Raw genomic sequence first — 26545 nt, 5'->3', positions numbered from 1 at the left:
AGGGCAGAAGTGCGCGGTTTGATTCCTCTTTTGCGCGCAAAGAAAAGCCCGGTGGCATCACGCTCACCGGGCTTACACTCTGTGTCGCCCCGTTTACCGGAGCAGAACAGATCGCTTAGATATCGATATTCGCTGCTTTCAGCGCATTCTCTTCGATAAAGGCGCGACGTGGTTCAACCGCATCACCCATCAGGGTGGTGAACAGCTGATCGGCAGCAATCGCATCTTTAACAGTAACGCGCATCATGCGGCGGCTGTCCGGGTCCATGGTGGTTTCCCACAGCTGTTCCGGGTTCATTTCGCCCAGACCTTTATAACGCTGAACTGACAGGCCACGACGTGACTCTTTCACCAGCCACTCCAGCGCCTGCTCGAAGCTGGCAACCGGCTGACGGCGCTCGCCGCGTTCGATAAAGGCATCCTGCTCGATCAGGCCGCGCAGTTTCTCGCCCAGCGCACAGATCTTGCGATATTCGCCACCCAGCACAAACTCGTTATCCAGCGGGTAGTCGCTGTCAACACCGTGAGTACGCACGCGCAGCACAGGTTCGAACTGGTTCAGCTCGCGGTTTTCACGCACCAGCGCATTGTAGGTGCTGCCGTGCTGTTCACGCTCATTGAGGTACGCCACCAGCGTCTCAATCCACTGCTGCACCGCCGACTGACTGCTCAGGTCGCTCAGCGTTGGGTGGTAAATCAGCGCATTCAGCAATGCCAGCGGGAAGCGACGTTCCATACGCTTGAGCATTTTCTGCGTGCTGTTGTATTCCGCCACCAGATCTTCCAGTGGTTTACCCCCCATGGCAGGCGCTTCCGCGTTGGTATGCAGGGTCGCACCGTCGAGCGCGATGGCAATCTGATACTGATCCATCGCTTCGTCGTCTTTAATGTACTGTTCCTGCTTACCTTTTTTCACTTTGTACAGCGGCGGCTGAGCAATGTAGACATGACCGCGCTCCACAATTTCCGGCATCTGGCGATAGAAGAAGGTCAACAGCAGAGTACGAATGTGCGAGCCGTCGACGTCCGCATCGGTCATGATGATGATGCTGTGATAACGCAGTTTATCCGGGTTGTATTCGTCACGGCCAATGCCGCAGCCCAGCGCGGTGATCAGCGTGGCCACTTCCTGCGAAGAGAGCATCTTGTCGAAGCGTGCTTTCTCAACGTTAAGGATTTTACCTTTCAGCGGCAGAATCGCCTGGTTTTTACGGTTACGGCCCTGCTTGGCGGAACCGCCCGCAGAGTCCCCTTCCACCAGGTAGATTTCAGACAGTGCCGGGTCGCGTTCCTGACAATCCGCCAGCTTACCTGGCAGACCCGCCAGATCCAGCGCGCCTTTACGACGGGTCATTTCACGCGCGCGACGCGCCGCTTCACGGGCACGTGCCGCATCAATGATTTTGCCGACAACGATTTTCGCATCGTTCGGATTTTCCAGCAGGTATTCTGCCAGCAGTTCGTTCATCTGCTGCTCTACCGCCGATTTCACTTCGGACGACACCAGTTTGTCTTTGGTCTGAGAAGAGAATTTCGGGTCCGGCACTTTTACCGAAACCACTGCAATCAGGCCTTCACGCGCATCGTCGCCGGTGGCGCTGACTTTGGCTTTTTTGCTGTAACCTTCTTTATCCATATAGGCGTTCAGCGTACGGGTCATCGCCGCACGGAAGCCCGCGAGGTGAGTACCACCATCGCGCTGTGGAATGTTGTTGGTAAAGCAGTAGATGTTTTCCTGGAAACCGTCGTTCCACTGCAGCGCCACTTCCACGCCAATACCGTCTTTTTCCGTGCTGAAATAGAACACATTCGGGTGAATTGGCGTTTTGTTCTTGTTCAGATACTCCACGAACGCTTTGATGCCGCCTTCGTAGTGGTAGTGATCGTTTTTACCGTCGCGTTTATCTTCCAGGCGAATAGAGACGCCGGAGTTCAGGAAGGACAGTTCACGCAGACGCTTCGCCAGAATTTCATATTCGAATTCAGTGACGTTGGTAAAAGTTTCGTGGCTCGGCCAGAAACGTACGCGAGTACCGGTCGCTTCGGTTTCACCGGTGACCGCCAGTGGTGCCTGCGGCTCACCGTGCACATAAATCTGCTGGTGTACTTTGCCTTCACGGCGGATGGTCAGTTCCAGTTTTTGCGACAGGGCGTTAACCACGGAAACACCCACGCCGTGCAGACCACCGGAAACTTTATACGAGTTATCATCGAACTTACCGCCAGCGTGCAGTACCGTCATGATCACTTCCGCCGCAGAGACACCCTCTTCCGGGTGAATGCCGGTCGGAATACCACGGCCATCATCCTGTACGGAAACTGAGTTATCCGCATGAATGGTCACGATAATGTCTTTACAGTGCCCGGCAAGTGCTTCGTCAATGGCGTTATCCACAACCTCGAATACCATGTGATGCAGACCGGTGCCGTCATCCGTATCGCCGATATACATACCCGGGCGTTTGCGTACCGCATCAAGCCCTTTCAGAACTTTGATACTTGAGGAGTCATAAGAATTCGACATCAACGTTTCTCGCTCATTTAATCTTCAGGTTGAACAGCTATTTTACCCTGTTCTACGCGGAACATCTTGCCCTTTTCATCATCCATATCGATAACGTGCTCTGCACCGATGGCACTGACAAAAACCTGGGCCTGTGTGGCCTTCAGCCGCGTCGCCAGCAGGCGGCGGCGACTCTCGTCCAGCTCAGAGGCAAAATCATCTATCAGATACAGGCAACGTCGCCCGTTCTGGCGGGTGAGAAACTCACCCTGCGCGAGGCGTAAAGCACACATCAGCAGCTTTAACTGCCCGCGCGACAGCAAATCTTCCACCGGCGTGCCCTCGGCACGAATACGGAAATCCGCTTTGTGCGGGCCGCTGGCGGTGTAGGTTAGCGCCCGATCGCGTTCGAACTGCCGTTCCAGCAGCTCGGCATAGTCACTCTCTTTATCCCAGCCGCGCTGGAACGAGAAACTGAGTTCAAACTCAGGTAAAAACTGGGCGCAGGTGGTGGTGATATCCGCGGCAATCGCCTCGCTGTACTCTGCCCGCCACTGGCTGATTTGTTCCGCCAGCGGTGCCAGCTCCAGATCCCATGCACGGACCTGCTGATAGCGTGACACCTGGCGCAGTGCCGCGTTGCGCTGTTTCAGCAGACGACGCAGGTTGCTCCAGGCGTTAAAGAAGCCGGGTTCGTTATGGAAACAGCCCCAGTCGATATAAGCACGACGATACTTAGGGCCGCCATTCAGCAGCGTAAAACCTTCCGGGGTGATCAGCTGCATTGGCAACAGCTGCGCCAGTTCCGCCACTTTATGGCCGTCACTGCCATCGATGCGCACTTTCCTGTCGCCCTGACGGTTTTTGGTTAAACCGACCGACATTTCGCGCTCTGCACCATCGATACGACCATGCAGCACAAACGCGTCCTGATCGTGACGGATTACGCGCCCGGCCTGCAGACTGCGAAATGCCCGGCCATGGCCGAGTGTATAAATCGCTTCCAGCACGCTGGTCTTGCCGCTGCCGTTCGCGCCCACCAAAAAGTTAAACCCCGGCGCCAGCGCGAGATCGGCATCTTCGATATTACGAAAGTCTTTGATAAGAAGGCGGGTTAAAGCCATAGATGAAGATATTCCACAAACTCGACAGGTGAATCAGCCGCCCCTCGATCCAGGGCGTCAGCGGCGCAGCCAGTTTGCGGACGACCAGCGCGCAGCAACCGCAGCGTACATCAGTACGTGAGGATTGCGAGCACTGCCCGGACGCAAAATGGCAAGTGAGCTAGCCCGATATATTCCACCCACTACAAACGCATGGGCATGACGACGTAGGCGGCAGATGTACTTGCTGCATCTTCAATCTGCACACTGGACACCGAATCCGTCAGCAGCAGACGCACATTTTCGCATTTCAGCGCATTCAGCACATCCAGCACGTAACTGACGTTAAAGCCAATTTCCAGCTCAGTACCGCCGCCGTATGTGACATCCAGAATCTCTTCCGCCTCTTCCTGTTCCGGGTTATTGGCGGTGATTTTCAGCTGATTTTCACTGATATACAGGCGCACACCACGGAATTTCTCATTGGAAAGAATCGCCGCACGGGAAAAGGCCTGTTTGAGGATATCGCAACCCGCTTCGAGGGTTTTATCCGGGTTTTTCGGCAACACGCGACGGTAATCCGGGAAACGACCATCGACCAGTTTCGAGGTGAAAATAAAGTCGCCCACATGAGCACGGATATTGCTGCTGCCAATCTGCACCTGCAGCGGCGTGTCGCCGCCATCCAGCAGACGCACCAGCTCAATCACGCCTTTACGTGGCACGATCACCGAATGGTTCGGCAATGCCTGACCAATATTCATCGAACAGACCGCCAGACGGTGACCATCGGTTGCGACCGTGCGCAGATCTTCACCTTCGGTTTCAAACAGCATGCCGTTCAGGTAATAGCGAACATCCTGATGCGCCATGGAAAACTGTGTGGCTTCAATCAGGCGCTTCAGCGTCGCCTGCGGCAGGGTGAATTCGACTTCGCTCTGCCAGTCATCCAGATTCGGGAAATCGCTGGCGGGCAGCGTCGACAGAGAGAAACGGCTGCGGCCAGAACGCACCAGCATTCTGTCGCCTTCCAGCGTCACATTGATCTCTGCGCCTTCCGGCAGGCCACGGCAGATATCAAAGAATTTGCGCGCCGGCACGGTGGTGGCGCCCGGCTCACACGACTGCGTCAGCGCCACACGGGCAACCATTTCCATTTCTAAATCGGTGCCGGTCAGCAGCAAGCTGTCTTCATTGACCTGCAGCAGCAGGTTGCCAAGAATCGGCAGCGTCGGGCGGCCACCTAACGGGCTGCTCACTTGCTGTAACGGTTTGAGTAAATGCTCGCGTTCTACAATAAATTTCATAGCGTCAGGAAGATAATGTTCTGATTAGATTTGAGAAATCTTCTTTAATGTCGTGACTTTCTTCACGTAGCTGCTCTATTTTACGGCAGGCATGCAGCACGGTCGTATGGTCGCGACCCCCGAAAGCATCACCGATTTCCGGCAAACTGTGGTTGGTCAGCTCTTTTGCCATCGCCATCGCCATCTGACGCGGACGCGCCACTGAGCGGGAACGGCGTTTAGAGAGCAGATCGGCCACCTTGATTTTATAATACTCCGCCACCGTCTTCTGAATATTGTCGATGGTGACCAGCTTTTCCTGCAGCGCCAGCAGATCGCGCAGCGCCTCACGCACGAAATCAATGGTAATCGCCCGGCCGGTAAAATTGGCGTTAGCAATCACACGGTTCAGCGCGCCTTCCAGCTCACGCACATTGGAACGCAGACGCTTGGCAATAAAGAACGCCACTTCACCTGGCAGGCGAATGTCGTTTTCATCTGCTTTTTTCATCAGGATCGCGACGCGGGTTTCCAGTTCCGGCGGCTCGATCGCCACCGTCAGGCCCCAGCCAAAGCGGGATTTCAGACGATCTTCCACACCATTGATCTCTTTTGGATAGCGATCGGAGGTCAGAATGATCTGCTGATTACCTTCCAGCAGGGCATTAAAGGTGTGGAAAAACTCTTCCTGGGAACGCTCTTTATTCGCGAAGAACTGAATGTCATCGATCAGCAGCGCATCGACCGAACGATAATAACGCTTAAACTCTTCGATAGCATTGTTTTGCAGCGCCTTGACCATATCCTGCACGAAGCGCTCAGAGTGCATATACACCACTTTGGCATTCGGTTTACGCGCCATAATGCCGTTGCCGACCGCGTGCAACAGGTGGGTTTTACCCAGACCGGTGCCGCCATACAGGAACAGCGGGTTGTAAGCACCGCCAGGATTGTCGGCAACCTGACGCGCCGCCGCGCGCGCCAGCTGGTTGGATTTACCTTCAACAAAGTTGTCGAAGTTATGTTTAGTATTGACGTTCGAGCGGTAAGACAGCTCTGCAGGTGCGGGCACATTGTCCCAGCTTGGGCGCAACGGAGCCGCACGCACACCTGCAGTCACAGGCGGCGCGCTTACGCTGGCGGCAGCGGCAACCGGCTGACTGATCGTCTGGGTGACCGGCTTGCTGCCGACTTCAAAACGTAATAATGGCGCGTCCGTGCCACAAAAATCATTGAGCAGTCCGTTGATATTATTCAGATACTTATCACGAACCCAGTCGAGTACAAACCGATTTGGTGCATACAAGGCCAGTGTGTTGTCATTGAGTTCGGCCTGTAACGGGCGTATCCACATGCTGAATTCTGTGGCAGGTAGCTCATCCTGCAAGCGGGCAAGACACTGTTGCCAAAGCGAAAGTGACACGGCGGACTCCACTCGAACAAAATCGATAAGAAAAAAAGCGCTGGAACGATACATTAATCATTGTTGACGCATAGCTTAGATCAGTATGCGAACCGCTATCTGCGGTTAGTCCGCGAACGATCGTTAAGGCGGATCGTTCGCGGAACGGCGGATCATAGCGCAAAGCGCGCCAGAGATCTTCACTTTCTACACAGTTTTGATCCATTTTATCCACAGGGCAGAATAGCGCAGATAAGTGTACGCCAACCCGCTCAAAAGGCATTCAGGATCGTCTGCATTAGATGAAATTTCCCGGGCACATCACGTTATCGCCGAAATTTTACTGCAAACGATCATCAGAAGATCCCGGCGATCCTTGCGCTTTCATACAGAGGCCGTATAATTCTCGCCCCGACCTGTTCCGCTCTGGCCCGTTTTGGCTGGTTTATGGGTCAAACCGGGTATCCAGATACGTGATGCGATGCGAAGTAAATTGACTCCGGACTGTACAATTATTACAATCCCGCCTCTTTATTGTAGATACACTGAGGCGTTGGTCGTTTTACGACTCATAAAACGCGTCACCAAGTGAAATTTTTCAAGTTTAGGTAGAAATCGCCATGAAACGCACTTTTCAACCGTCCGTACTGAAGCGTAACCGTTCTCACGGCTTCCGTGCTCGTATGGCTACTAAAAATGGTCGTCAGGTTCTGGCACGTCGTCGTGCTAAAGGCCGCGCTCGTCTGACCGTTTCTAAGTAATAAAGCTAACCCTGAGTGGTTAAGCTCGCATTTCCCAGGGAGTTACGTTTGTTAACTCCCGCTCATTTCACTTTCGTCTTCCAGCAGCCACAACGGGCTGGCATGCCGCAAATTACCATTCTCGGCCGCCTTAATACGCTGGGGCATCCCCGTATCGGTCTTACCGTCGCGAAAAAAAATGTTAAGCGTGCGCATGAGCGTAACCGGATCAAGCGATTGACCCGCGAAAGCTTTCGCCTGCGCCAGCACGAACTCCCCGCAATGGATTTTGTGGTCGTGGCGAAAAAAGGGGCTGCTGACCTCGATAACCGGTCGCTGACGGAAGCGTTGGAGAAATTATGGCGTCGTCACTGTCGCCTGGCTCGCGGCTCCTGATTGCGCTGATTCGCGTTTATCAACGCGTCATCAGTCCGCTGTTAGGACCCCACTGCCGCTTTCAGCCAACCTGCTCTCAATACGGTATTGAGGCATTGCGCAGGTTTGGCGTGATAAAAGGCAGTTGGTTGACGATGAAACGCGTATTAAAATGCCACCCTTTACACCCGGGTGGTGACGATCCGGTACCACCAAAAACCGACGATAACAGAGAACATTAACGATGGATTCGCAACGCAATCTTTTTCTCATCGCTTTTCTGTTCGTGTCTTTTATGATCTGGCAGGCCTGGCAGACGGATAATGCTCCGCAGCCACAGCAGACCCAGACCACACAGAGCACGACCAGCGTAGCCGGTGATGCGGCCAGTCAGGGCGTTCCCGCCAGCGGTCAGGGCAAGACGATCACCGTTAAGACGGATGTGCTGTCTTTAAACATCAACACCCGTGGTGGTGATATCGAACAAGCCCAGCTGCTGACTTACCCGGATAAACTGGGTTCTGCCCAGCCATTCCAGCTGCTGGAAACCACCCCTGCTTTCCTGTATCAGGCACAGAGCGGCCTGATTGGTCGTGATGGCCCGGACAGCGCAGCCAATGGCCGCCCGCTGTTTGCCACTGAGCAGGACCACTTCGAACTGGCACAGGGCCAGAACGAATTGCGTATCCCGATGACCTTCACCGCAGAAAACGGCGCTGTCTATACCAAGACCTTTGTGCTGAAACGCGGCGAATATGCCATCAACGTCGAATATCAGGTGAACAACGCCAGCCAGCAGCCGCTGGAAGTGGCGATGTTTGGCCAGCTGAAGCAAACCGCTGAACTGCCAAAACACCGTGATACCGGCAGCAACAACTTTGCGTTACATACTTTCCGTGGTGCGGCTTACTCCACCAGTGAAGAGAAGTATGAGAAATACGCGTTCGACAAAATTGCCGATAACGAAAACCTGAACACCAGCACCAGCAACGGCTGGGTGGCGATGCTGCAGCAGTACTTTGCCACCGCATGGGTGCCAATGACCGCGGGCAACAACACGCTGTACACCAGTAACCTGGGTAACGGCGTGGCAGCTGTCGGTTATAAATCTTCTCCGGTGACCGTTGCGCCTGGCGCACAGCAGAATCTGGCGGCAACCCTGTGGGTTGGCCCGGAAATTCAGGACAAAATGGCGGCGGTTGCGCCACATCTCGACCTGACCGTAGATTACGGCTGGCTGTGGTTTATCTCTCAGCCGCTGTTCAAACTGCTGAAATTCCTGCACGGCTTTATCGGTAACTGGGGCTTCTCCATTATCGTTATCACCTTTATCGTGCGCGGCATCATGTACCCGCTGACCAAAGCGCAGTACACCTCGATGGCGAAAATGCGCATGCTGCAGCCAAAAATGCAGGCAATGCGTGAGCGTTTAGGCGATGACAAGCAGCGTATGAGCCAGGAAATGATGGCGCTGTACAAAGCTGAGAAGGTGAATCCACTGGGCGGCTGCTTCCCGCTGCTGATCCAGATGCCAATCTTCCTGGCACTGTACTATATGCTGATGGGCTCAGTAGAACTGCGTCATGCGCCGTTCGCACTGTGGATCCATGACCTGTCTGCGCAGGACCCGTACTACATCCTGCCGATCCTGATGGGTGTGACCATGTTCTTTATTCAGAAGATGTCACCGACCACCGTCACCGATCCAATGCAGCAGAAGATCATGACCTACATGCCGGTTATCTTCACCGTGTTCTTCCTGTGGTTCCCGTCAGGTCTGGTGCTGTACTACATCGTCAGCAACCTGGTGACCATCCTCCAGCAGCAACTGATTTACCGTGGGCTGGAAAAACGTGGACTGCACAGCCGCGATAAGAAAGCGTAATTCTTCACGAATTCGCTGATACTGTGAGGGCGGCATTTATGCCGCCCTTTGCTTTATGGGTACAAAAGAGAGTGAAACATGAGCCATAGCGATACCATCGTTGCACAGGCGACACCTCCGGGACGTGGCGGCGTCGGCATCCTGCGTGTTTCTGGCGCTAAAGCGGCAGAGGTGGCGCAGCAACTGCTGGGTAAACTGCCGAAACCGCGTTACGCTGATTATCTGCCGTTCCTGGATACGGACGGTAGTGCACTCGATCAGGGCATCGCGCTATGGTTCCCGGGGCCGAACTCCTTTACCGGTGAAGATGTGCTGGAATTGCAGGGACACGGCGGACCGGTGATCCTCGACCTGCTGCTGAAGCGCATTGTCGCGCTGCCAGGCGTACGTATCGCCCAGCCAGGAGAATTCTCCGAGCGCGCCTTCCTCAACGATAAGCTCGATTTAGCGCAGGCAGAAGCGATTGCTGACCTGATTGACGCCAGTTCCGAGCAGGCAGCCCGTTCGGCGCTCAATTCGCTGCAGGGGGCGTTCTCCTCACGCGTCAATCATCTGGTGGAAGCACTTACTCACCTGCGCATCTACGTCGAAGCCGCGATTGATTTCCCGGACGAAGAGATAGACTTCCTCTCTGACGGCAAAATTGAAGCCCAGCTGCTCACGGTGATGGCCGATCTCGACGCGGTGCGCGCCGAGGCACGTCAGGGCAGCCTGCTGCGCGAAGGGATGAAAGTGGTGATCGCCGGTCGCCCGAATGCCGGAAAATCAAGCCTGCTCAATGCGTTAGCAGGACGCGAGGCAGCAATTGTCACCGATATCGCGGGCACCACGCGCGATGTGTTGCGCGAGCATATTCATATCGACGGTATGCCACTGCATATCATTGATACCGCGGGTTTACGTGAAGCCAGTGATGAAGTGGAGCGCATTGGCATCGAACGTGCGTGGAAAGAGATTGAACAAGCAGACCGCGTACTGTTTATGGTAGATGGCACCACCACGGATGCCACCGAACCTGCCGCCATCTGGCCTGATTTTATCGCCCGTCTGCTTGACAGCCTGCCGATTACCGTGGTACGCAATAAAGCCGATGTCACGGGTGAAACACTGGGCATCAGCGAAGTGAATAACCACTCACTTATTCGCCTGTCGGCGCGTACCGGTGAGGGTGTCGACGTGCTGCGCGACCATCTGAAACAGAGCATGGGCTTTGCCGGCAATATGGAAGGCGGCTTCCTGGCACGTCGCCGTCATCTGCAGGCACTGGAGCTGGCCGCCACCCATCTGCAACAGGGTAAACAGCAACTGCTGGGCGCATGGGCCGGTGAACTGCTGGCGGAAGAACTGCGGCTGGCACAGCAGGCGCTGAGCGAGATAACTGGCGAGTTTACTTCCGATGACCTGCTGGGACGGATTTTTTCCAGTTTTTGTATTGGCAAGTAATCAGACAACTCACAGCCCAACAGTCTGTTGGGCTGTGAGTGTGCTGTCAGGATTATCTTTTTCTGCGGCCATCTTGCAGAAGCAGAGACGTTATTGCGGGTCAGTCAGCAACACCTTCCCTTCAGTATGCGGGTAAACTCTTTTCACATCTCTTGCTTCACGTTCCCAGGCATTATGACGCACATCCCAAAGTTCAACAGCATGCTGAATGTTCAGCCAAAATTCCGGTGTGTTACCTAAAGCAGCGGCAAGTTTTATCGCCATCGGCGCAGTCAGCGTTCCTTTATCGTTCACAATTCTGCTTAGCGTATTCCGGTGCACGCCCATGGCTTGCGCCAGTTCGGTGATCTCGATATTCATCGGCTCCAGAAACTCAGTCACCAGCATCTGACCCACCGTTACCGGGCGACGTTTTGTATTCTTCATGGGCTTATTCTCCATCAACCTCTGTAAATATGAGGATCCAGCCAGGTGTCATGGGCAATGCCATCACTCCATCTGAAAATCAAACGATATTGCTTATTAACGCGAACAGAGCACCAGCCTGCCATTTTTCCTTCCAGATGCTCAAAACGATTCCCTGGTGGCACTCGCAGGTCCGATTCTTGCGTCGCTGCATCCAAAATCTGGAGTTTTCGAAACAAAGCACCTTCAATGGTTGAAGGAATTTTTTTGTGTCCACGATCATCCACATAGAATGATTCGAGCCATTCATCCCTGAATTCGACAGCCATAACTTACCGTCCTTATACGGCACACCACTCCATGCACAACATGATTGTGCAACAAACCCACAACGGATAAAAGATGTACAACGTAAAATAATTTCTTCACCACGCTGAGACGCTAGTCAAAAATCCTAATTTTGCCCTGGCAGGGAGAAGTCAGATGAAATCCACTAAGAAAATTCTTACAATAGCCTTGATGATTATCCGACCATTTTCACGGAGCGACAGATGGCAAGTCATTTTGTACGCTGGGCGTATGCCCGGACACCGGCATATTTGCAGCGACTACCCGAGAAAGTAATAGAAGATTCCTGGAATCTGCCCGAGCGCCGTCGTACACGCTTTCTTGCCGCTCGCGTGCTGCTGGCTGAACTGATGCTGCGCGTCTATGGCATGCAGCAGCTCCCCGCCCTGATTACCACCAGCACTGGTCGTCCCTGTTTTGCCGATACCGATCTGCCTGATTTCAGCATCGCCTATGCCGGTAGCCTGGTCGGCGTTTTGCTGGCGGAAGAAGGTGGCCGCGCCGGACTGGATATGGAAATTGTCCGCGCCCACAGCCGTCAGACGGTAGAAAACCAGCTGATGTGCCTCTCCTCCGGCGAAAAAGCGTGGATCAATGCCCAGCAGGACCCGATTGAAGCCGCCACGCAAATCTGGACACTGCGCCAGAGCGTGCTGAAACTGACTGGCGAAGCGCGCCAGGATATCGACTCGTTACGGCTGCATCCCGCGTCCGGCCGACTGCGTTCAGGTGCGTTTCCCGACATTCAGGCGATTTGCGATGTGGAACCGCTAATGGTGTGGTCATGCGCGCTATCGCCAGGCACCCAGCGTTTGCGTCTGTGGGAGATCGATGCGGACAGGAACTGGCACGCGCTGCGCGATGTGGAAGTGAATAAACCGAATATGGGGCCGCGGGCACTGCGACTAACCAGCATGCCAGCGGAACGCCAGCTGCAGCACTAAGCACGGCGTCAGGAGCATCCTGACGCCGCCTGCAACGCCTTAGTGGGCGTCGATAAATACAATCTTCAGCACAAACAGCAGGGCAACCACCACCACGCATGGGCTGATTTCACGCCAGCGTCCGGTGCCCGCCTTCATCACGCAGTACGCGATAAAGCCCAGTGCGATACCTTCAGTGATGGAGAAGCTGAATGGCATCATCGCGGCAGTGACGAACGCCGGAACTGCTTCAGTGAGGTCATCCCACTTCACGCGCGCCAGGCTGGAGGTCATCAGCACACCAACGTAAATCAGCGCGCCTGCTGCGGCATAAGCGGGCACCATCGCCGCCAGAGGCGACAGGAAGATCACCAGCAGGAACAGGATGCCGGTGACGACAGCCACCAGGCCAGTACGGCCGCCAATGGACACGCCAGAAGAGCTTTCGATATACGCGGTCACCGAAGAGGTGCCGATAAAGGAGCCCGCTACCGAACTGGCGCTGTCAACAAACAGAGCCTGCTTCATGCGCGGGAAGTGACCTTTCTCATCCGCCAGACCGGCTTTGTCGGTCACACCTGTCAGGGTGCCGGAGGAGTCAAACAGGTTAACCAGCATAAACGAGAAGATAATCCCCGCCATACCAATATTAAACGCGCCCACCAGGTCCACCTGACCAATCACCGAGGTCACGGATGGTGGAGCAGAGAACACGCCTGTGAACTTCACATCGCCCAGCGCCATACCAATCAGCGTGGTGATGACAATCGACACCAGCACGGCAATATGCACGTTACGTGATGCCAGAATGGCGATAATAAAGAAGCCCAGCGCGCCCAGCAGCACGCTGTGCGAGGTCAGATCGCCGACCGCGACCAGCGTGTCTTTGTTTGGCACGATAATGCCGGCATTTTTCAGGCCGATCATCGCAATCAGCAGGCCGATGCCGCTGGAGATACCCACACGCAGGCTCACCGGAATATTGGCAATTATCCAGTAACGCACACGGAACAGGGTCAGCAGCAGCAGACCGACGGCGCCCCAGAAAATCGCGCCCATACCGACCTGCCAGGAAACGCCCATCGCACCCACCACCACAAAGGCGAAGAACGCGTTCAGGCCCATGGCTGGTGCCAGCGCTACCGGCAGGTTAGCCACCAGACCCATCAGAATGCTGCCGAACGCCGCAATCAGGCAGGTGGTGACAAACACCGCCTGGGTATCCATACCGGCCACGCCGAGGATCTGCGGGTTAACGAAAACGATATACACCATCGTCAGGAAGGTCGTGATACCCGCAATGACTTCAGTGCGCACTGTAGTGCCATGCTCCTGCAGTTTAAACAGGCGCTGGAGTAAACCTTGTTTGTTCATTATTGGATTCCAGGGAAAGGAAAATATTGTCGCTGGCTATCCTATACCAAAATTCCGATTTTTGATGCCGATCACAATGATTTTTCGCAACCGATTGCGTTGTTTTTGCCGATTTACCCCGCCATTAACAGTAATTGACATTAACTGGTCGCAATCCAGACACAGTTAGTTAAAGTGTACCGAGAGTTGCAAACATATCTTTCAATACTAAAAGGACCAGCGCGATGAGTGTGGAGTGTGTCTTTTTCGATTGTGACGGCACGCTGGTGGACAGTGAGCTGATCTGTACCCAGGGCTATGTGAACACCTTTGCGCAATACGGCGTGGAGCTGTCGCTGCAGGAGATGTTTGAAAAATACAAAGGCGTGAAGCTGTACGATATCGTGGCCGATGTCTGTGCCCGGCATCAGCTGGATGCGCCCGTCGATGAACTGGAAAGCGCCTATCGCCAGGAAGTCGCACGACTGTTCGAAGAGAACCTGCACCCTATTGCCGGTGCGCCGGAATTGCTGGCGCAGGTGCAGATACCGATGTGCGTGGTATCAAACGGCACGGTGAAAAAAATGCAGCACTCGCTGGGCCTGACACAACTGCTGCCTTATTTTGATGACCGGTTGTACAGCGGCTACGATATCCAGCGCTGGAAACCGGATCCGGAACTAATGGTTCACGCGGCAAAACAGATGCGTGTCCCGCTGGAACGCTGCATCCTGGTGGATGACTCCGAAGCTGGCGCCAGCGCGGGCATTGCCGCCGGAATACCGGTGTTTTACTACTGCGCCGATGCCCATAACAAACCGATCGATCACCCGCTGGTCACCACGTTTGACGATATGGCGCAGCTACCCGCGCTGTGGCGCGCACGTGGCTGGTCGATTACGGCATAAACAGCAAAGATAGCTGACCTATTCAAAGCACGAAACACAGCGCATCTGAAACCTTACAGCAACACACAAGCTCAAGGCGCAGGGAATACGGTCAGCGGAGGAAAAGCGATGCCCCTGAATAAATCACCATACTAAAAGCGGCCCCAGGAGCAGGCACAATGCCAGGCACCGCCCTAACCAATCGCCCCTAACGCATCCTCTTTACCCTGACGCTTTGGCAGCAGGAACAGCGTAGCGACAATATCCAGCAGATAGATCAGCGCCAGCAGAGTAATCGCCGCACCGAATGACCATTGCGCCACCAGCAGACCAATCACCAGCGGACCAAAACCACCCACGCCGCGTCCCAGATTAAACAACACGTTTTGCGCCGTTGCCCGCACCTGCACCGGGTAAGTATCGGAGATCAGCGCGCCGTAGCCGCCAATCATGCCATTAACAAACATCCCCATCAGCGCCCCGGTAAACAACATCACCGTCGGGTCACTCAGCTGGGCGTACACCACTACCATTACCACCGCTCCAAACTGATACAGCAGGAAAATCTTCCAGCGCGCGAAACGGTCTGCCAGCACGCCAAACAGCCAGATGCCGAAGGTCATCCCCACCACCGTCACAGCCGTCCACAGACCGGATTTGGTCAGCGAGAAGCCAAAGTTAGAGGAGAGATAGCTTGGCATCCAGATCATCAGGCCGTAATAACCGAAGTTCTGCACCGAACAAAGGATCAGAATGCCCAGACTGGCTTTCGCGGTCTGCGCATCCTTAAACAGCAGTTTCAGACGAGCCGCAAAAGAGAGCGACGGCATCGTGGCGGCCTGGCGGGTAAAAGCTTCCGGCTCGCCCATACTGCGGCGGATCAGGAAAGAGACCAGTGCCGGCAACAGACCGACGAGGAACATCCCACGCCAGCCAATCACACCCAGCAGCAGCGGAGTGATAAATGCCGCCAGCAATACACCCAACTGCCAGCCAATCCCCACCCACGCCGAAGCACGGTTACGCTTATTCGCGGGCCAGGCTTCAGCAATCAGCGCCATGCCGATACCGAACTCACCGCCCAGACCGACACCCGCCAGCGTGCGATACGCCAGCAGATCCCAGTAACCCTGCGCCACGGCACACAGACCGGTAAACACGGAAAACATCAGGATAGTCACCGTCAGCATACGGATGCGGCCAAAACGGTCACTCAGGTTGCCGAAGATAATCCCGCCGAGTACCGCGCCGATCAGCGTCCAGGTCACCAGCGACCCCGCTTCCGATGGCGTTAACAGCAACGAGGCACTAATAGCCGGTAACATAAAACCGAGGATCAACAGATCAAAACCGTCCATGGCATAGCCACTGACGGCGGCGAGCATCGCTTTGCCCGGCGTGGCGCTTTGCTTTGGCTGGGGGGAAGTAGTCATGTCTCAGGGCCTTGCAGAAAAAATTGTGCGCCAAGTATAAAGATGACGGCGATCACAATCCAACCAGCAAACAGCACTGCGGGGGAAAAAGCAGAGGCCGGATATCCGGCCTCGGGGGAAATTACGCGGGGTTACTGCCGCCGTTGTCACCAGCCAGCAGCTTATCAAGCTGGTCGCCGCCGACATGACGGAAGTCCTGACCTTTGACGAAATAGAAAATAATTTCGCAGATGTTCTGGCAGCGGTCGCCGATACGCTCGATGGCACGCGCGCAGAACAGGGCGGTCAGCACACTTGGGATAGTGCGCGGATCTTCCATCATATACGTCATCAGCTGACGCACGATGCCCTCATACTCCTGGTCGACCTTTTTATCTTCACGATAGATCTGGATAGCTTCATTCAGATCCATACGTGCAAAGGCATCCAGCACATCATGCAGCATCTGCACGGTATGGTGGCCCAGTGACTCCAGGCTGACCAGCAGCGGCAGATGTTGCTGGCTGAATTTCTCCAGCGCTGTGCGGCTGATCTTCTCCGCCACATCACCAATACGCTCCAGCTCAGAGATGGTTTTGATGATGGCCATCACCAGGCGCAAATCGCTGGCGGTCGGCTGACGTTTGGCGATGATGCGCACACAGGCTTCATCAATCTCCACTTCCATCATATTGACCTTATGGTCGCCATCAATCACCTGCTGCGCCAGTTCCGCATCCTGATTATGCATCGCGGTAATGGCATCGGTGAGTTGCTGCTCCACCAGCCCGCCCATGATCATCACCTGGGTGCGGATGTGCTCCAGCTCGGCGTTAAACTGGCCGGAGATATGTTTGTTCAGATTTAAATTATCCATAAGTTCTCCAGGCAAATCAGCCGTAGCGTCCGGTAATATAATCTTCAGTCTGTTTCTGATGCGGCTTGGTAAACAGGGTATCCGTATCGCTAAATTCGATCAGTTCACCAAGATACATAAAGGCAGTATGGTCAGAACAACGTGCCGCCTGCTGCATATTATGCGTCACGATGACCACGGTGTAATCCTGCTTCAGTTCCGTAATCAGCTCTTCGATACGACCGGTTGAAATTGGGTCGAGTGCTGAGCAAGGCTCATCCAGCAACAGCACTTCCGGGCGAATCGCAATTCCGCGGGCGATACACAGACGCTGCTGCTGACCACCGGAGAGGCTGTAGCCACTCTGGTGCAGCTTGTCTTTGGTTTCATTCCACAGTGCTGCTTTGGTCAGCGCCCACTGCACACGCTCATCCATATCCGCACGCGACAGCTTTTCAAACAGACGCACGCCAAAGGCGATATTGTCGTAAATCGACATCGGGAATGGCGTTGGCTTCTGGAACACCATGCCGACGCGCGCGCGCAGCAAGGCGATATCCTGGCTGGCGGTCAGAATGTTCTCGCCATCCAGCAGAATTTCACCTTCCGCACGCTGCTCAGGATAGAGCGAAAACATCTTGTTAAAGGTGCGCAGCAGGGTGGATTTACCACACCCAGACGGACCGATAAATGCTGTTACCTGGTTTTTCGCAATATCCAGATTGATATTCTTCAGGGCATGGAATTTCCCGTAATAGAAGTTCAGATCGCGAACCTGAATTTTGCCGGGAGCGTTTTTCACCATACTCATGCTTATTCTCTCTTCTGCAGCGCCGCCTCAGCCGCGCTGTTCAATTAATGTTTGCCTTTGGCAAAGATGACACGTGCGGCAATGTTCAGTAACAGCACACACAGCGTAATAATCAGCACACCTGCCCAGGCCAGGCTTTGCCACTCGGCAAACGGGCTCATGGCGAATTTGAAGATGGTCACCGGCAGGTTAGCGATCGGCTGCATCATGTCGGTACTCCAGAACTGGTTCGACAATGAGGTAAACAGCAGCGGCGCCGTTTCACCCGCAATACGCGCCACCGCCAGCAGCACCCCGGTGATAATCCCGGAGACAGAGGCTTTCAGCGTAATCGCGGAGATCATTTTCCACTTCGGTGTGCCAAGGGCATAAGCCGCTTCACGCAGGCCATCCGGCACCAGTTTCAGCATGTTCTCGGTGGTACGAATCACAATCGGCACCTGCAGCAGCGCCAGCGCAATCACGCCCGCCCAGCCAGAGAAGTGCTCCATCTGTGCCACCACGATGGTGTAAACAAACAGACCGACGACAATCGACGGTGCAGACAGCAGGATATCGTTAATAAAGCGAATCACTTCCGCCAGCCAGGATTTACGGCCATATTCCGCCAGGTAGATACCCGCCATAATCCCCAGTGGCGTACCAAAAATGGTCGCCCACAGAATTAACAGGCCACTCCCGGCCAACGCATTCGCCAGACCACCACCCGCGGTATTCGGTGGCGGCGTATTTTCAGTGAACAGCGCCAGTGACATCCCGTCGATGCCACGCGTGATGGTGGAAAACAGGATCCAGATCAGCCAGAACAGACCAAAGGCCATGGTCAGCATTGACAGGGTCAGCGCGATACGGTTTTTGGTCCGGCGACGCGCCTGCATTTTGCGACGTGATACTTCCAGCTCTTCGCGCGCCTGTAGCTCAAGCGTTGTCATGTGCGCGCTCCTTCATTTTTCGCTAAACGCATCACCATGTATTTCGAAATCGCCAGCACGATAAAGGTGATTACAAACAGAATCAGCCCCAGCTCCATCAGCGCGGCAGTATGCAGTCCGGATTCCGCTTCCGCGAATTCGTTCGCCAGTGCCGAGGTAATACTGTTACCCGGCATAAACAGCGATGCGCTGTCGAGCTGGTAGGTATTGCCGATGATAAAGGTCACCGCCATGGTCTCACCCAGTGCGCGACCAAGACCGAGCATCACACCACCAATCACGCCGTTGTGGGTAAAGGGCAGCACGATGCGCCAGATCACTTCCCAGGTGGTGCAGCCGATGCCGTAAGCAGACTCTTTCATCATCACGGGTGTCTGCTCAAACACATCACGCATTACCGAAGCGATGTAAGGAATAATCATAATGGCCAGGATCACACCTGCCGCCAGAATACCGATACCGAATGCCGGGCCATCAAATAACGCGCCAACAAACGGGATAGCGGACAGTACGCCACCGACCGGAGTCTGGAAATATTCGGCAAACAGCGGCGCGAAAATAAACAGCCCCCACATGCCGTAAACAATACTGGGGATCGCCGCCAGCAGTTCAATCGCGGTCCCCAGCGGACGGCGCAGCCAGCCTGGCGCCAGTTCCGTCAGAAACAGCGCAATACCGAAGCTGACTGGGACAGCAATCAGCAACGCGATAAAAGAGGTGACCAGCGTACCGTAAATCGGCACCAGTGCACCGAAGGTTTCATTTGGCGCATCCCACTCTTTGTTCCACAGGAAGGAAAAACCAAATTTACTGATACTCGGCCAGGAGGAGAAAATCAGAGAGACAATAATGCCACCCAGCATCAATAGCACAATCAGCGCAGCCAGTTTCACCAGCGCACTGAAAATAACATCGCCCTGCTTACCGGGAGCTTTAAATGTCGGCCTGGATTCAGCCATAGCGTTCTCGATATTTAAAAATTACACAGGCGGCACGTAAACCGTGCCGCCCCACAGGAGAGGGCGAAGTGATTCGCCCCCTGTCACAACTTAGTACAGTGCTTTACCAGAACTGTCTTTTACGTTGGTTTTCCATGCTGCGCGGATCTGCTGTACCAGTGAATCTGGCAGTGTTGAGTAATCCAGCGCGTTAGCTTCTTTACCGCCGTTTTTGTATGCCCAGTCAAAGAACTTCAGCACTTCAGCGCCCTGCGCTGGGTTGCTCTGCTCTTTGTGTACCAGGATAAAGGTGGTAGAGGTGATTGGCCACGCATCATCACCTTTCTGGTTAGTCAGGTCCTGAGCGAAAGATTTGCTCCACTCTGCGCCTTTCGCCGCGTTGCTGAAGCTCTTCTCGGTTGGGCTGACTGGCTTACCGTCAGCGCTGATCAGTTTGGTGTACGCCAGGTTGTTCTGCTTAGCATAAGCATACTCAACATAGCCGATAGAACCTGGCAGACGCTGAACGAATGCCGCGATACCGTCGTTACCTTTACCGCCCAGACCGGTTGGCCAGTTAACGGTGTTACCTTTACCAATCTTGCTGTTCCACTCTTCGTTCACTTTCGCCAGGTAGCTGGTGAAGACGAAAGAAGTACCGGAACCGTCAGCGCGGCGCACCACGTTGATGTTGGTGTCTGGCAGTTTTACGCCCGGGTTCAGTTTGGCGATAGCGGCATCATTCCACTTTTTGATGTTGCCGAGGTAGATATCACCCAGGGTTTTGCCGTCCAGCGTCAGTTCACCGGATTTCACGCCTGGCAGGTTGATAGCCAGCACGATACCACCGATCACGGTTGGGAACTGGAACAGGCCATCGGCAGCCAGTTTGTCGTCAGCCAGAGGGGCATCAGAGGCACCGAAATCAACAGTTTTTGCAATAATCTGTTTTACGCCACCTGATGAGCCGATACCCTGGTAGTTAATCTTGTTACCAGTTTCTTTCTGATAGGTATCCGCCCACTTGGCATACACCGGCGCAGGGAAGGTCGCACCCGCACCAGTCAGGCTTGCCGCTGCCATCGCAGAAGCTGCGCTCAGTGAAACGGTTGCTGCGACGATTCGTGCTAAGGTGCTATGCATCAGTGTCATATTCTTTCTCCAGGGGAGTGTAATAAAGTCAGGCTCAATGCCGTTTTATTTAGGTTAATGATTGCTGCTGGAGGCAAAATAGGACAGTTTGGTGACAGTAAAATGTACGTAATATGACAGTTTTGTGACGACAGACGCAGTATGAAAAGGCGGCAAAAAAAGCCAGCGGCAGAACGGCGGCGGGTTCTGCCGTGGTGATACCCGTAAAATATGTATGGTTTAATCAGCCGCGCAGCAGAAATGGCGCGTTATCCGCGTTGCTCCCCACCTTACGAGCCACCAGAGCGAAACGCCAGATGTACGCTTAACGGCGACATTGGGAAGACACAGGTTCCCGGCATGTGTTCCACACGATCGAACCCCGCAGTATCCAGTCGCGCACGCATTTCACCTTCATGAGTGACATGTTTGCCGCGCATCATCAGCGGCAAATGGGCGGGCAGCATCTGCGCCGCCCGCTGCGGCTGTGCAGGCACTTCGCCATGCACACTGATCAGCACCCCGCCCGGATTCAGCAGGCGGAAAAAGCGCGCCAGCATCTGTGCCGGATCGGCAACAAAATAGAGAAATGATGAACACCAGATCACATCAAAACGTTGTTCATCCGGGATCGCGCTGACCGCAGAAAAACGATCCGCAATGCCCGCCGCGACAAAATTCTGCTGCGCCACCTGCGCCGTCAGTGGCAGATCGTTCAGCATGCCACGTAACTGAGGATAACGCTGTGCCAGTGCGATGCTGACCAGCCCTGGCCCGCCGCCCATATCCAGCAGCGTGGCTGGCCGGTCAAACTGCACCAGCGTGGCGGCGATTTCACAGGCGCGGGTGGCGGTCAGCGCCTGCTGCTCCTGCGCAATCTGTCGTCTGGCGGCGTCGGCCCACGCCGCGTCATACTCGTGCTGTTCGCTAAACACGTCTGACGGCTGCGGCAGTATTGTCGCCAGCTGCTGACCAAAGCGACGAAAGTTTTCCAGGCGAAAACACCAGGCATCGCCAATAAAGTGTCCGCCATCACGGCAAAAGAAGGTGCGCGTCTCCGTAGTCGTCTGATACAGCCCATGTTCCCGCGTCAGTAAGCCCACACTCCATAACAGCTCAAGTAAATGTGCGGTTTTCTCCGCCTGCCAGTCCAGCGTGGTGGCCACCTGTTGAGGCTGCCGTGGCTGTTGCAGATGTTCAAAGACCCCGGCCTGTAGCGCGAGGTGAACCGCATCCGCCACCACTGCACTACTGGCCAACTCATTTAACAGCGTTACCGGGAATGTCATGGATTACCCTTCTTCATTATTGAACTCGTTACACTGGTAATCATCGTAGCGATAAACAATAATGATAATTATCCTCATTTATCTGCGAAGCGGCGGATTTCCTCTGCGAAACGGTGAACAAGATGGTGCAGGTATTCCAGGGCACACCGACTTATCGTGTACGTCGTCAGGATATTCAGTTCACGGATGATCGGGCGACATTACCGGCGACGGTGGGCGCATGCAGTTCTGCTTTTACCCGTGCCAGAGACGGTCTGATGCTGGCGCGCACTCACTATCAGCCGATACGGCCACTCATCGAAGAGACATGCCAGCCCGCGACACAACCGCTGCTGGTGCTCACCTTCGCCCTTGAGGGCGACTCCTGGTATCGCGATAACAGCGGACAGGGAGGCGATATCCACTTCAGCCGGCAACATCTGACTATTACCAGCTTTCAGGGCAGCGACGGCGAGCGCCACTATCGCGCGGGCGAAACCCTGCACCAGCTGCGACTGGTGCTGAATGCTGACTGTGTGCGTCATTATCTGGGCGAAGAGAGTTATGCAGGATTATTCCGCCAGCAGACGTTAACCCGCCACGCTTATCTGCCTTTCAGCCCGGCGACGTGCTGGCAACTGACGCAGCTGGAGCAGCATCGTCATGATCCACTGATGCAGCAGGTACAGATGCTCAATTTGCTGGCGCTACACCGCCATCTGCTGCAGCCCGCCAGAGAGAAGCCTCAGCACCCGCAGGATGAACAACGGCTGGAGCAGGCATATGCGTGGATGAAGGAGAATCTGGCCGAGCCGTTTTCCCTGTCTGCGCTGGCAATGTCGGTGGGCCTGAGTGACTACAAACTGAAGCTGGGGTTTCAGCACCGCTTTAACACGACGCCGGGGCAGCTCCTGTTACAGCTGCGTATGACGCAGGCACACCAGTTGCTGGAAGCGGGCTACCAGGTCGCACAGGCGGGCTGGCAGGTGGGCTATCGCCATGCGAATAATTTCAGCATGGCGTTTTACCGCTATTATGGTTATCACGCCCGCAGCGTCGGCGGGCGTCGTGCCAATTAACGCGCCAGACCAAAGCCTAACGGGTACAACGGCTTTTCACTGTCTGCCGCCACATCTGACTGCTGCTTCAGCACCGCGTCCATAGAAGAAGGTAGCTCAAACGGCAGCCGGCCGCGCCAGGCCTCCAGGCTCAGCATTTTCTGCAGCAGCACCGTATCACTGACACCAAAGTTAGCGATCAACCCTTTGCTCAGCGTTTGCACATTGGTCAGTATCGCCGGGCGATCGAGATAGACCGTCACAATGGTTGGCACCACGCGGCTGACCTGCTGAATCTTCTGATAGTCGGCATTATCGTCTTTAAACGCCAGTGAACCTTCATGATGGCGGCTGCCAAAGAAGTAGTTGCGATGCGGCTGCTCAAAAGGCGCAGAGGTACGCACCAGCGCAATGTCTGCCTGTTGCGGCTCATCCACCACCACCAGCCCGGCCTGCTGCGCTGCCTGTTTATCGACCCCGGACAACCAGATTTTCATCCCCTGACGCAGTGGCAGCACGCCCTGATTTTGCAACAGCACCAGTGAACGCGCCTGCGCTTCATCAGCCGCCTGCTGTGCTGCCGGATTGCCGACCACCTGCGCGGCGCGCGCGGCATCAACATACGGTTGTTCAAACAGACCCAGAGCGAAGGTTTGCGTCAGCAGCTTCTCTACGGAAGCATCAATACGCGCCTGCGCAATCTCTCCCTGCTGCACCGCGGCAACAATCACCGCGGAGTCAGTAACACCGCCAAACTGATCAACCCCGGCCTGCACCGCTTTAACAAAGCGCTGCTGCACGGTGGCGTTTTCCATGCCCCACGGCATCCCTTCCGGCACTGGTTTTTCTCCGGCTGGCGCGCCCTGTTCACACACCTGATTACAGTCGCTGGTGATCAGCCAGTCACTGAGAATAATGCCGTTAAAGTGATACTGGCCACGCAGTAAACCGGTCAGCAGGAAATGGTTAAAACCTGCGGCGACGGGTTCGATGGCTTTGCCCTGCCAGCTGGCACCCTGCAGGATAGAGTAGGTCGGCATCACTCCGGCAACACCGGCCTCAAACGCGCCGGTAAACGGATAAATATGGCGTTCCAGATGATCACCGCTAAACGCCGCATATTTACCGTAGGCGTTATGGCTGTCCCAGCCATCTTTTGCCGCACCGTAACCGACCCAGTGTTTCACGATTGCCGCCACACTGTCGTTACCGACACCCGAAGTCCCCTTCTGAATACCGGTGATATAGCCGCGCACCATACGTTTGGTCAGTTCCGCATCTTCACCAAAGGTGCCGTTAATTCGCGCCCAGCGCGGCTCAGTGGCAATATCCGCCTGTGGCGACAGCGCTTCATTAATCCCTACCGCACGATACTCCTGACGAATAATATCGCCATACTGACGTGCCAGACTTTCATCCCCCACCGCAGCAATACCGAGCGTTTCCGGCCATTTACTGAATAATCCGGCATCCACGGACGCGCCTGTCAGATATTCAAACGAATTGCGCGGATCAGAACTGATCGTCAGTGGAATACCCAGCCGCGATGATTCGGCAATTTGCTGCAGTTTATTATTTTCTTCCGCCATTTGCTGCGGATTACGCCCGGAAAGACGGGTAATCAGGCTGCGTACCTGTTCCTGCACAATCATTTTTTGTGCGGCGGGTAAATCATATACCGATCCCGCGCCAATTACGCTGCCTGGCGACGGCGCAGAGCCATGCATCATTAAGCCGGCTTTCTCTGCCCGCGTCATACGTTTAACCAAATCCTGCGCGCGCTGTTGCGGCGTTAAACGCCAGTCTTCATAGGGATTCAGTCTGCCATCCTGATTGAGATCTTTAAATGTCAGACTACCGATATGCAGTAACGGCTTATTCTTCACACCAAGATCGGGCTGGGTAATATTTGCACTAACGAGTGGAGAAAAAAGAGAGGTAATTATCGCCCCGGCTAATAACGTTAGTTTATTATTACTCTTTGTTGTTATCATCTGATTCCCTCGGATATTTTTGTTTAAGGTACACACAGTAAAAAAAGGCAGAATGACGATGACCCGGGTTGAATATCAGTGCAACAAACGGACATCAAAAACTGAACCTGGCGCAAACTATTCTTATATCCCTCCTGAAAACCCATCATCACAAATTTAAATATCACCGCCACCCATCGTTTAACGACGAAAGAAATATCTCCATTCGGCAACGTCACAGCCTGAAAAATGGCGGGAAAACTCTCATTTATTGCTGACAAAAACCCACGGAGACTACTCACGAAATAAATTTTATTAAGGATAGTGAAATATGACGTTACAACGGAATAATACGCTCGCTCTGATATTGTCTGTTTCAGGACTGACTGCCAGCTCACTCGCGTTTTCTCATGGTGCCTTGGTCGACCCGCCAGCCCGTCAGGTTCTCTGCTTTCAGCAGGGAACACTGAGCGGCATCTGCAAAGAAGCCAGCGAGAAAAGCCATGACAGAGGCCAGTCCATTTATACCTGGCAGGAGTTAACCGGCTTTGTGGGCGGCGCTCAGCGTGCGGAAGAGGCGAAAAAAGCCATACCTGACCATTTAATTTGCAGCGGCACCACCAAAGGTTCGGGTTTTAATCTGGCCAGCGCCAGCTGGAAAACCACGCGGCTCAAACCCGATGCCCACGGCAAAGTCAGAATGCGTTACGGTTATACTCAGCCCCATGCGCCATCCTGGATTGAGTTCTATATCACGAAGAAAGATGTCGACCCGACGAAAAAAGTGATCGGCTGGGATGATGTGGAGCTTCTCGCCAGTGTTGCGTCCTCCGTCGAAACCGTTGATATATCCGGCATGAAACCCCCTTATACCGCCTACGATGAATACAATATCGCCATCCCCGCAGACCGAACCGGGCGTGCCGTTATATTTTCCCGCTGGCAGCGCGCAGCCCCGGAAACGGAAGGATTCTATGGTTGCAGTGATGTCGTGATTAGTGAACGTGGCAGCAATATTCTTCCGCCCCCCCTGCACGAACATCATCAGGATGACTCCACGCCGGTGGAATGGTTTGAGTACAGTAAATTTGCCGCGACTCAACGCGTACAGGCCGGAGATAACGTTATTTTTCGCTTAATGGGCGAAGCCAGCGGCAGCGATTTGGTTAACATCAGAAAAGCGATTACCGCCAGTAATGCCGATGGGCAATGGATTACTGAGCTGGCGGCAGAAATAAATAAAAACCACTCTGGACTGGTGCAAATCGGCCAGAAAAGTTCGTCCGGTTTAATTGAGTTCAACCCGCAGCAGCTGCGTAATAACCGCATTTTCTTTAATCACAAGGGATATTCCGCCGTGCTGACGGTCAGCACGCTACCCGTTATCGTCAACGAAAAAGAGCCCCATTCGGTGGATTATCCGCTCTGGCAGTCGGCGGATTCAAGTTCGAAGTGCAACGCTAAGCCGCCTGTCTTAACTCTGCAAAGACCACTGAAGGCTGCCGGAACCCGA

The 26545-nt window shown here is 54.5% G+C and carries 24 protein-coding genes; 9 read left to right on the top strand and 15 right to left on the bottom strand.

The window, feature by feature from the left end; all coding sequences use genetic code 11:
- Nucleotides 1-115: 115 nt before the first annotated feature.
- The 4 genes from gyrB to dnaA form a co-directional block, all read right to left on the bottom strand.
- Nucleotides 116-2524 (bottom strand): DNA topoisomerase (ATP-hydrolyzing) subunit B, encoded by a 2409-nt coding sequence (gyrB, locus tag ACSZO1_RS01595; RefSeq protein ID WP_437608850.1) that lies wholly within the window; start codon nt 2522-2524, stop codon nt 116-118.
- A gap of 17 nt (nt 2525-2541) precedes the next feature.
- A complete protein-coding gene (gene recF / locus ACSZO1_RS01590; protein WP_437608848.1) occupies nt 2542-3627 on the bottom strand; it encodes a DNA replication/repair protein RecF in 1086 nt (361 codons plus the stop codon).
- Nucleotides 3628-3809: 182 nt separating this feature from the next.
- The gene (gene dnaN / locus ACSZO1_RS01585; RefSeq protein WP_437608846.1) at nt 3810-4913 is read right to left on the bottom strand and encodes a DNA polymerase III subunit beta; all 1104 of its coding nucleotides are present in this window, start codon (nt 4911-4913) and stop codon (nt 3810-3812) included.
- A gap of 4 nt (nt 4914-4917) precedes the next feature.
- Nucleotides 4918-6315, bottom strand: a complete 1398-nt coding sequence (gene dnaA / locus ACSZO1_RS01580; protein WP_437608844.1) for a chromosomal replication initiator protein DnaA — start codon at nt 6313-6315, stop codon at nt 4918-4920.
- A 599-nt stretch (nt 6316-6914) separates the two neighbouring features.
- Between dnaA and rpmH the strand changes: the two genes are divergently transcribed.
- The 5 genes from rpmH (at nt 6915) to mnmE (ending at nt 10737) form a co-directional block, all read left to right on the top strand.
- Nucleotides 6915-7055 (top strand): 50S ribosomal protein L34, encoded by a 141-nt coding sequence (rpmH, locus tag ACSZO1_RS01575; RefSeq protein WP_000831330.1) that lies wholly within the window; start codon nt 6915-6917, stop codon nt 7053-7055.
- 15 nt (nt 7056-7070) lie between these two features.
- On the top strand, nt 7071-7430 hold the full coding sequence (gene rnpA, locus ACSZO1_RS01570; protein WP_437608842.1) for a ribonuclease P protein component: 360 nt from the start codon (nt 7071-7073) through the stop codon (nt 7428-7430).
- Nucleotides 7394-7651 (top strand): membrane protein insertion efficiency factor YidD, encoded by a 258-nt coding sequence (gene yidD, locus ACSZO1_RS01565; protein ID WP_437608840.1) that lies wholly within the window; start codon nt 7394-7396, stop codon nt 7649-7651. Before rnpA ends, yidD begins: the two co-directional genes overlap by 37 nt.
- A 2-nt stretch (nt 7652-7653) precedes the next feature.
- Nucleotides 7654-9294, top strand: a complete 1641-nt coding sequence (gene yidC, locus ACSZO1_RS01560; RefSeq protein ID WP_437608839.1) for a membrane protein insertase YidC — start codon at nt 7654-7656, stop codon at nt 9292-9294.
- A 78-nt stretch (nt 9295-9372) separates the two neighbouring features.
- Complete coding sequence (gene mnmE / locus ACSZO1_RS01555; protein WP_437608837.1) at nt 9373-10737, top strand: tRNA uridine-5-carboxymethylaminomethyl(34) synthesis GTPase MnmE; 1365 nt, start codon at nt 9373-9375, stop codon at nt 10735-10737.
- A 90-nt stretch (nt 10738-10827) separates the two neighbouring features.
- Here the strand turns inward: mnmE and ACSZO1_RS01550 are convergent, their stop codons facing one another.
- Both ACSZO1_RS01550 and ACSZO1_RS01545 read right to left on the bottom strand, forming a co-directional pair.
- Complete coding sequence (locus tag ACSZO1_RS01550) at nt 10828-11163, bottom strand: HigA family addiction module antitoxin (RefSeq protein ID WP_437608950.1); 336 nt, start codon at nt 11161-11163, stop codon at nt 10828-10830.
- Between the two features lie 14 nt (nt 11164-11177).
- On the bottom strand, nt 11178-11471 hold the full coding sequence (locus tag ACSZO1_RS01545; RefSeq protein WP_437608835.1) for a type II toxin-antitoxin system RelE/ParE family toxin: 294 nt from the start codon (nt 11469-11471) through the stop codon (nt 11178-11180).
- A 222-nt stretch (nt 11472-11693) separates the two neighbouring features.
- Here ACSZO1_RS01545 and ACSZO1_RS01540 point away from each other — a divergent pair, with 222 nt between their 5' ends.
- Nucleotides 11694-12434, top strand: coding sequence for a 4'-phosphopantetheinyl transferase family protein (locus tag ACSZO1_RS01540; RefSeq protein WP_437608834.1), 741 nt, complete (start codon nt 11694-11696; stop codon nt 12432-12434).
- Nucleotides 12435-12473: 39 nt separating this feature from the next.
- Here the strand turns inward: ACSZO1_RS01540 and ACSZO1_RS01535 are convergent, their stop codons facing one another.
- On the bottom strand, nt 12474-13787 hold the full coding sequence (locus ACSZO1_RS01535) for an NCS2 family permease (protein ID WP_437608832.1): 1314 nt from the start codon (nt 13785-13787) through the stop codon (nt 12474-12476).
- A gap of 224 nt (nt 13788-14011) precedes the next feature.
- On the opposite strand from ACSZO1_RS01535, the gene yieH reads away from it, so the two are divergent.
- Entirely contained in the window at nt 14012-14674 is a 663-nt protein-coding gene (gene yieH / locus ACSZO1_RS01530) for a 6-phosphogluconate phosphatase (protein ID WP_437608830.1), read from the top strand.
- Nucleotides 14675-14847: 173 nt separating this feature from the next.
- On the opposite strand, the gene ACSZO1_RS01525 is transcribed toward yieH, so the two are convergent.
- The 7 genes from ACSZO1_RS01525 to ACSZO1_RS01495 all read right to left on the bottom strand — a co-directional run bounded on the left by ACSZO1_RS01525 (nt 14848) and on the right by ACSZO1_RS01495 (nt 22022).
- On the bottom strand, nt 14848-16086 hold the full coding sequence (locus ACSZO1_RS01525; protein ID WP_437608828.1) for an MFS transporter: 1239 nt from the start codon (nt 16084-16086) through the stop codon (nt 14848-14850).
- A gap of 121 nt (nt 16087-16207) precedes the next feature.
- Nucleotides 16208-16942 carry a phosphate signaling complex protein PhoU gene (gene phoU, locus ACSZO1_RS01520; RefSeq protein WP_437608826.1) on the bottom strand — a complete coding sequence of 245 codons (735 nt, stop codon included), beginning with the start codon at nt 16940-16942 and terminating at the stop codon, nt 16208-16210.
- 16 nt (nt 16943-16958) lie between these two features.
- Nucleotides 16959-17732, bottom strand: coding sequence for a phosphate ABC transporter ATP-binding protein PstB (gene pstB, locus ACSZO1_RS01515; protein WP_437608824.1), 774 nt, complete (start codon nt 17730-17732; stop codon nt 16959-16961).
- 44 nt (nt 17733-17776) lie between these two features.
- Entirely contained in the window at nt 17777-18664 is an 888-nt protein-coding gene (pstA, locus tag ACSZO1_RS01510) for a phosphate ABC transporter permease PstA (RefSeq protein WP_437608822.1), read from the bottom strand.
- Nucleotides 18661-19623: a phosphate ABC transporter permease PstC gene (pstC, locus tag ACSZO1_RS01505; RefSeq protein ID WP_437608820.1), complete on the bottom strand. Its 963-nt coding sequence runs from the start codon at nt 19621-19623 to the stop codon at nt 18661-18663. Before pstC ends, pstA begins: the two co-directional genes overlap by 4 nt.
- A 90-nt stretch (nt 19624-19713) precedes the next feature.
- Nucleotides 19714-20754 carry a phosphate ABC transporter substrate-binding protein PstS gene (gene pstS, locus ACSZO1_RS01500; protein WP_437608818.1) on the bottom strand — a complete coding sequence of 347 codons (1041 nt, stop codon included), beginning with the start codon at nt 20752-20754 and terminating at the stop codon, nt 19714-19716.
- Between the two features lie 269 nt (nt 20755-21023).
- Complete coding sequence (locus ACSZO1_RS01495) at nt 21024-22022, bottom strand: class I SAM-dependent methyltransferase (RefSeq protein WP_437608816.1); 999 nt, start codon at nt 22020-22022, stop codon at nt 21024-21026.
- 122 nt (nt 22023-22144) lie between these two features.
- On the opposite strand from ACSZO1_RS01495, the gene ACSZO1_RS01490 reads away from it, so the two are divergent.
- A complete protein-coding gene (locus ACSZO1_RS01490) occupies nt 22145-23080 on the top strand; it encodes a helix-turn-helix transcriptional regulator (protein WP_437608814.1) in 936 nt (311 codons plus the stop codon).
- Here ACSZO1_RS01490 and ACSZO1_RS01485 read toward each other — a convergent pair.
- The gene (locus tag ACSZO1_RS01485; RefSeq protein ID WP_437608812.1) at nt 23077-25053 is read right to left on the bottom strand and encodes a glycoside hydrolase family 3 protein; all 1977 of its coding nucleotides are present in this window, start codon (nt 25051-25053) and stop codon (nt 23077-23079) included. The two genes, ACSZO1_RS01490 and ACSZO1_RS01485, sit on opposite strands and share 4 nt — an antisense overlap.
- A 310-nt stretch (nt 25054-25363) precedes the next feature.
- On the opposite strand from ACSZO1_RS01485, the gene ACSZO1_RS01480 reads away from it, so the two are divergent.
- The coding region (locus tag ACSZO1_RS01480; RefSeq protein ID WP_437608810.1) for a lytic polysaccharide monooxygenase at nt 25364-26545 on the top strand (1182 nt) is incomplete at its 3' end.

It is taken from the genome of Erwinia sp. V71 (genome assembly GCF_965644245.1).
Lineage (GTDB): Bacteria > Pseudomonadota > Gammaproteobacteria > Enterobacterales > Enterobacteriaceae > Erwinia.
This window is presented reverse-complemented; position numbering and strand designations above follow the sequence as displayed.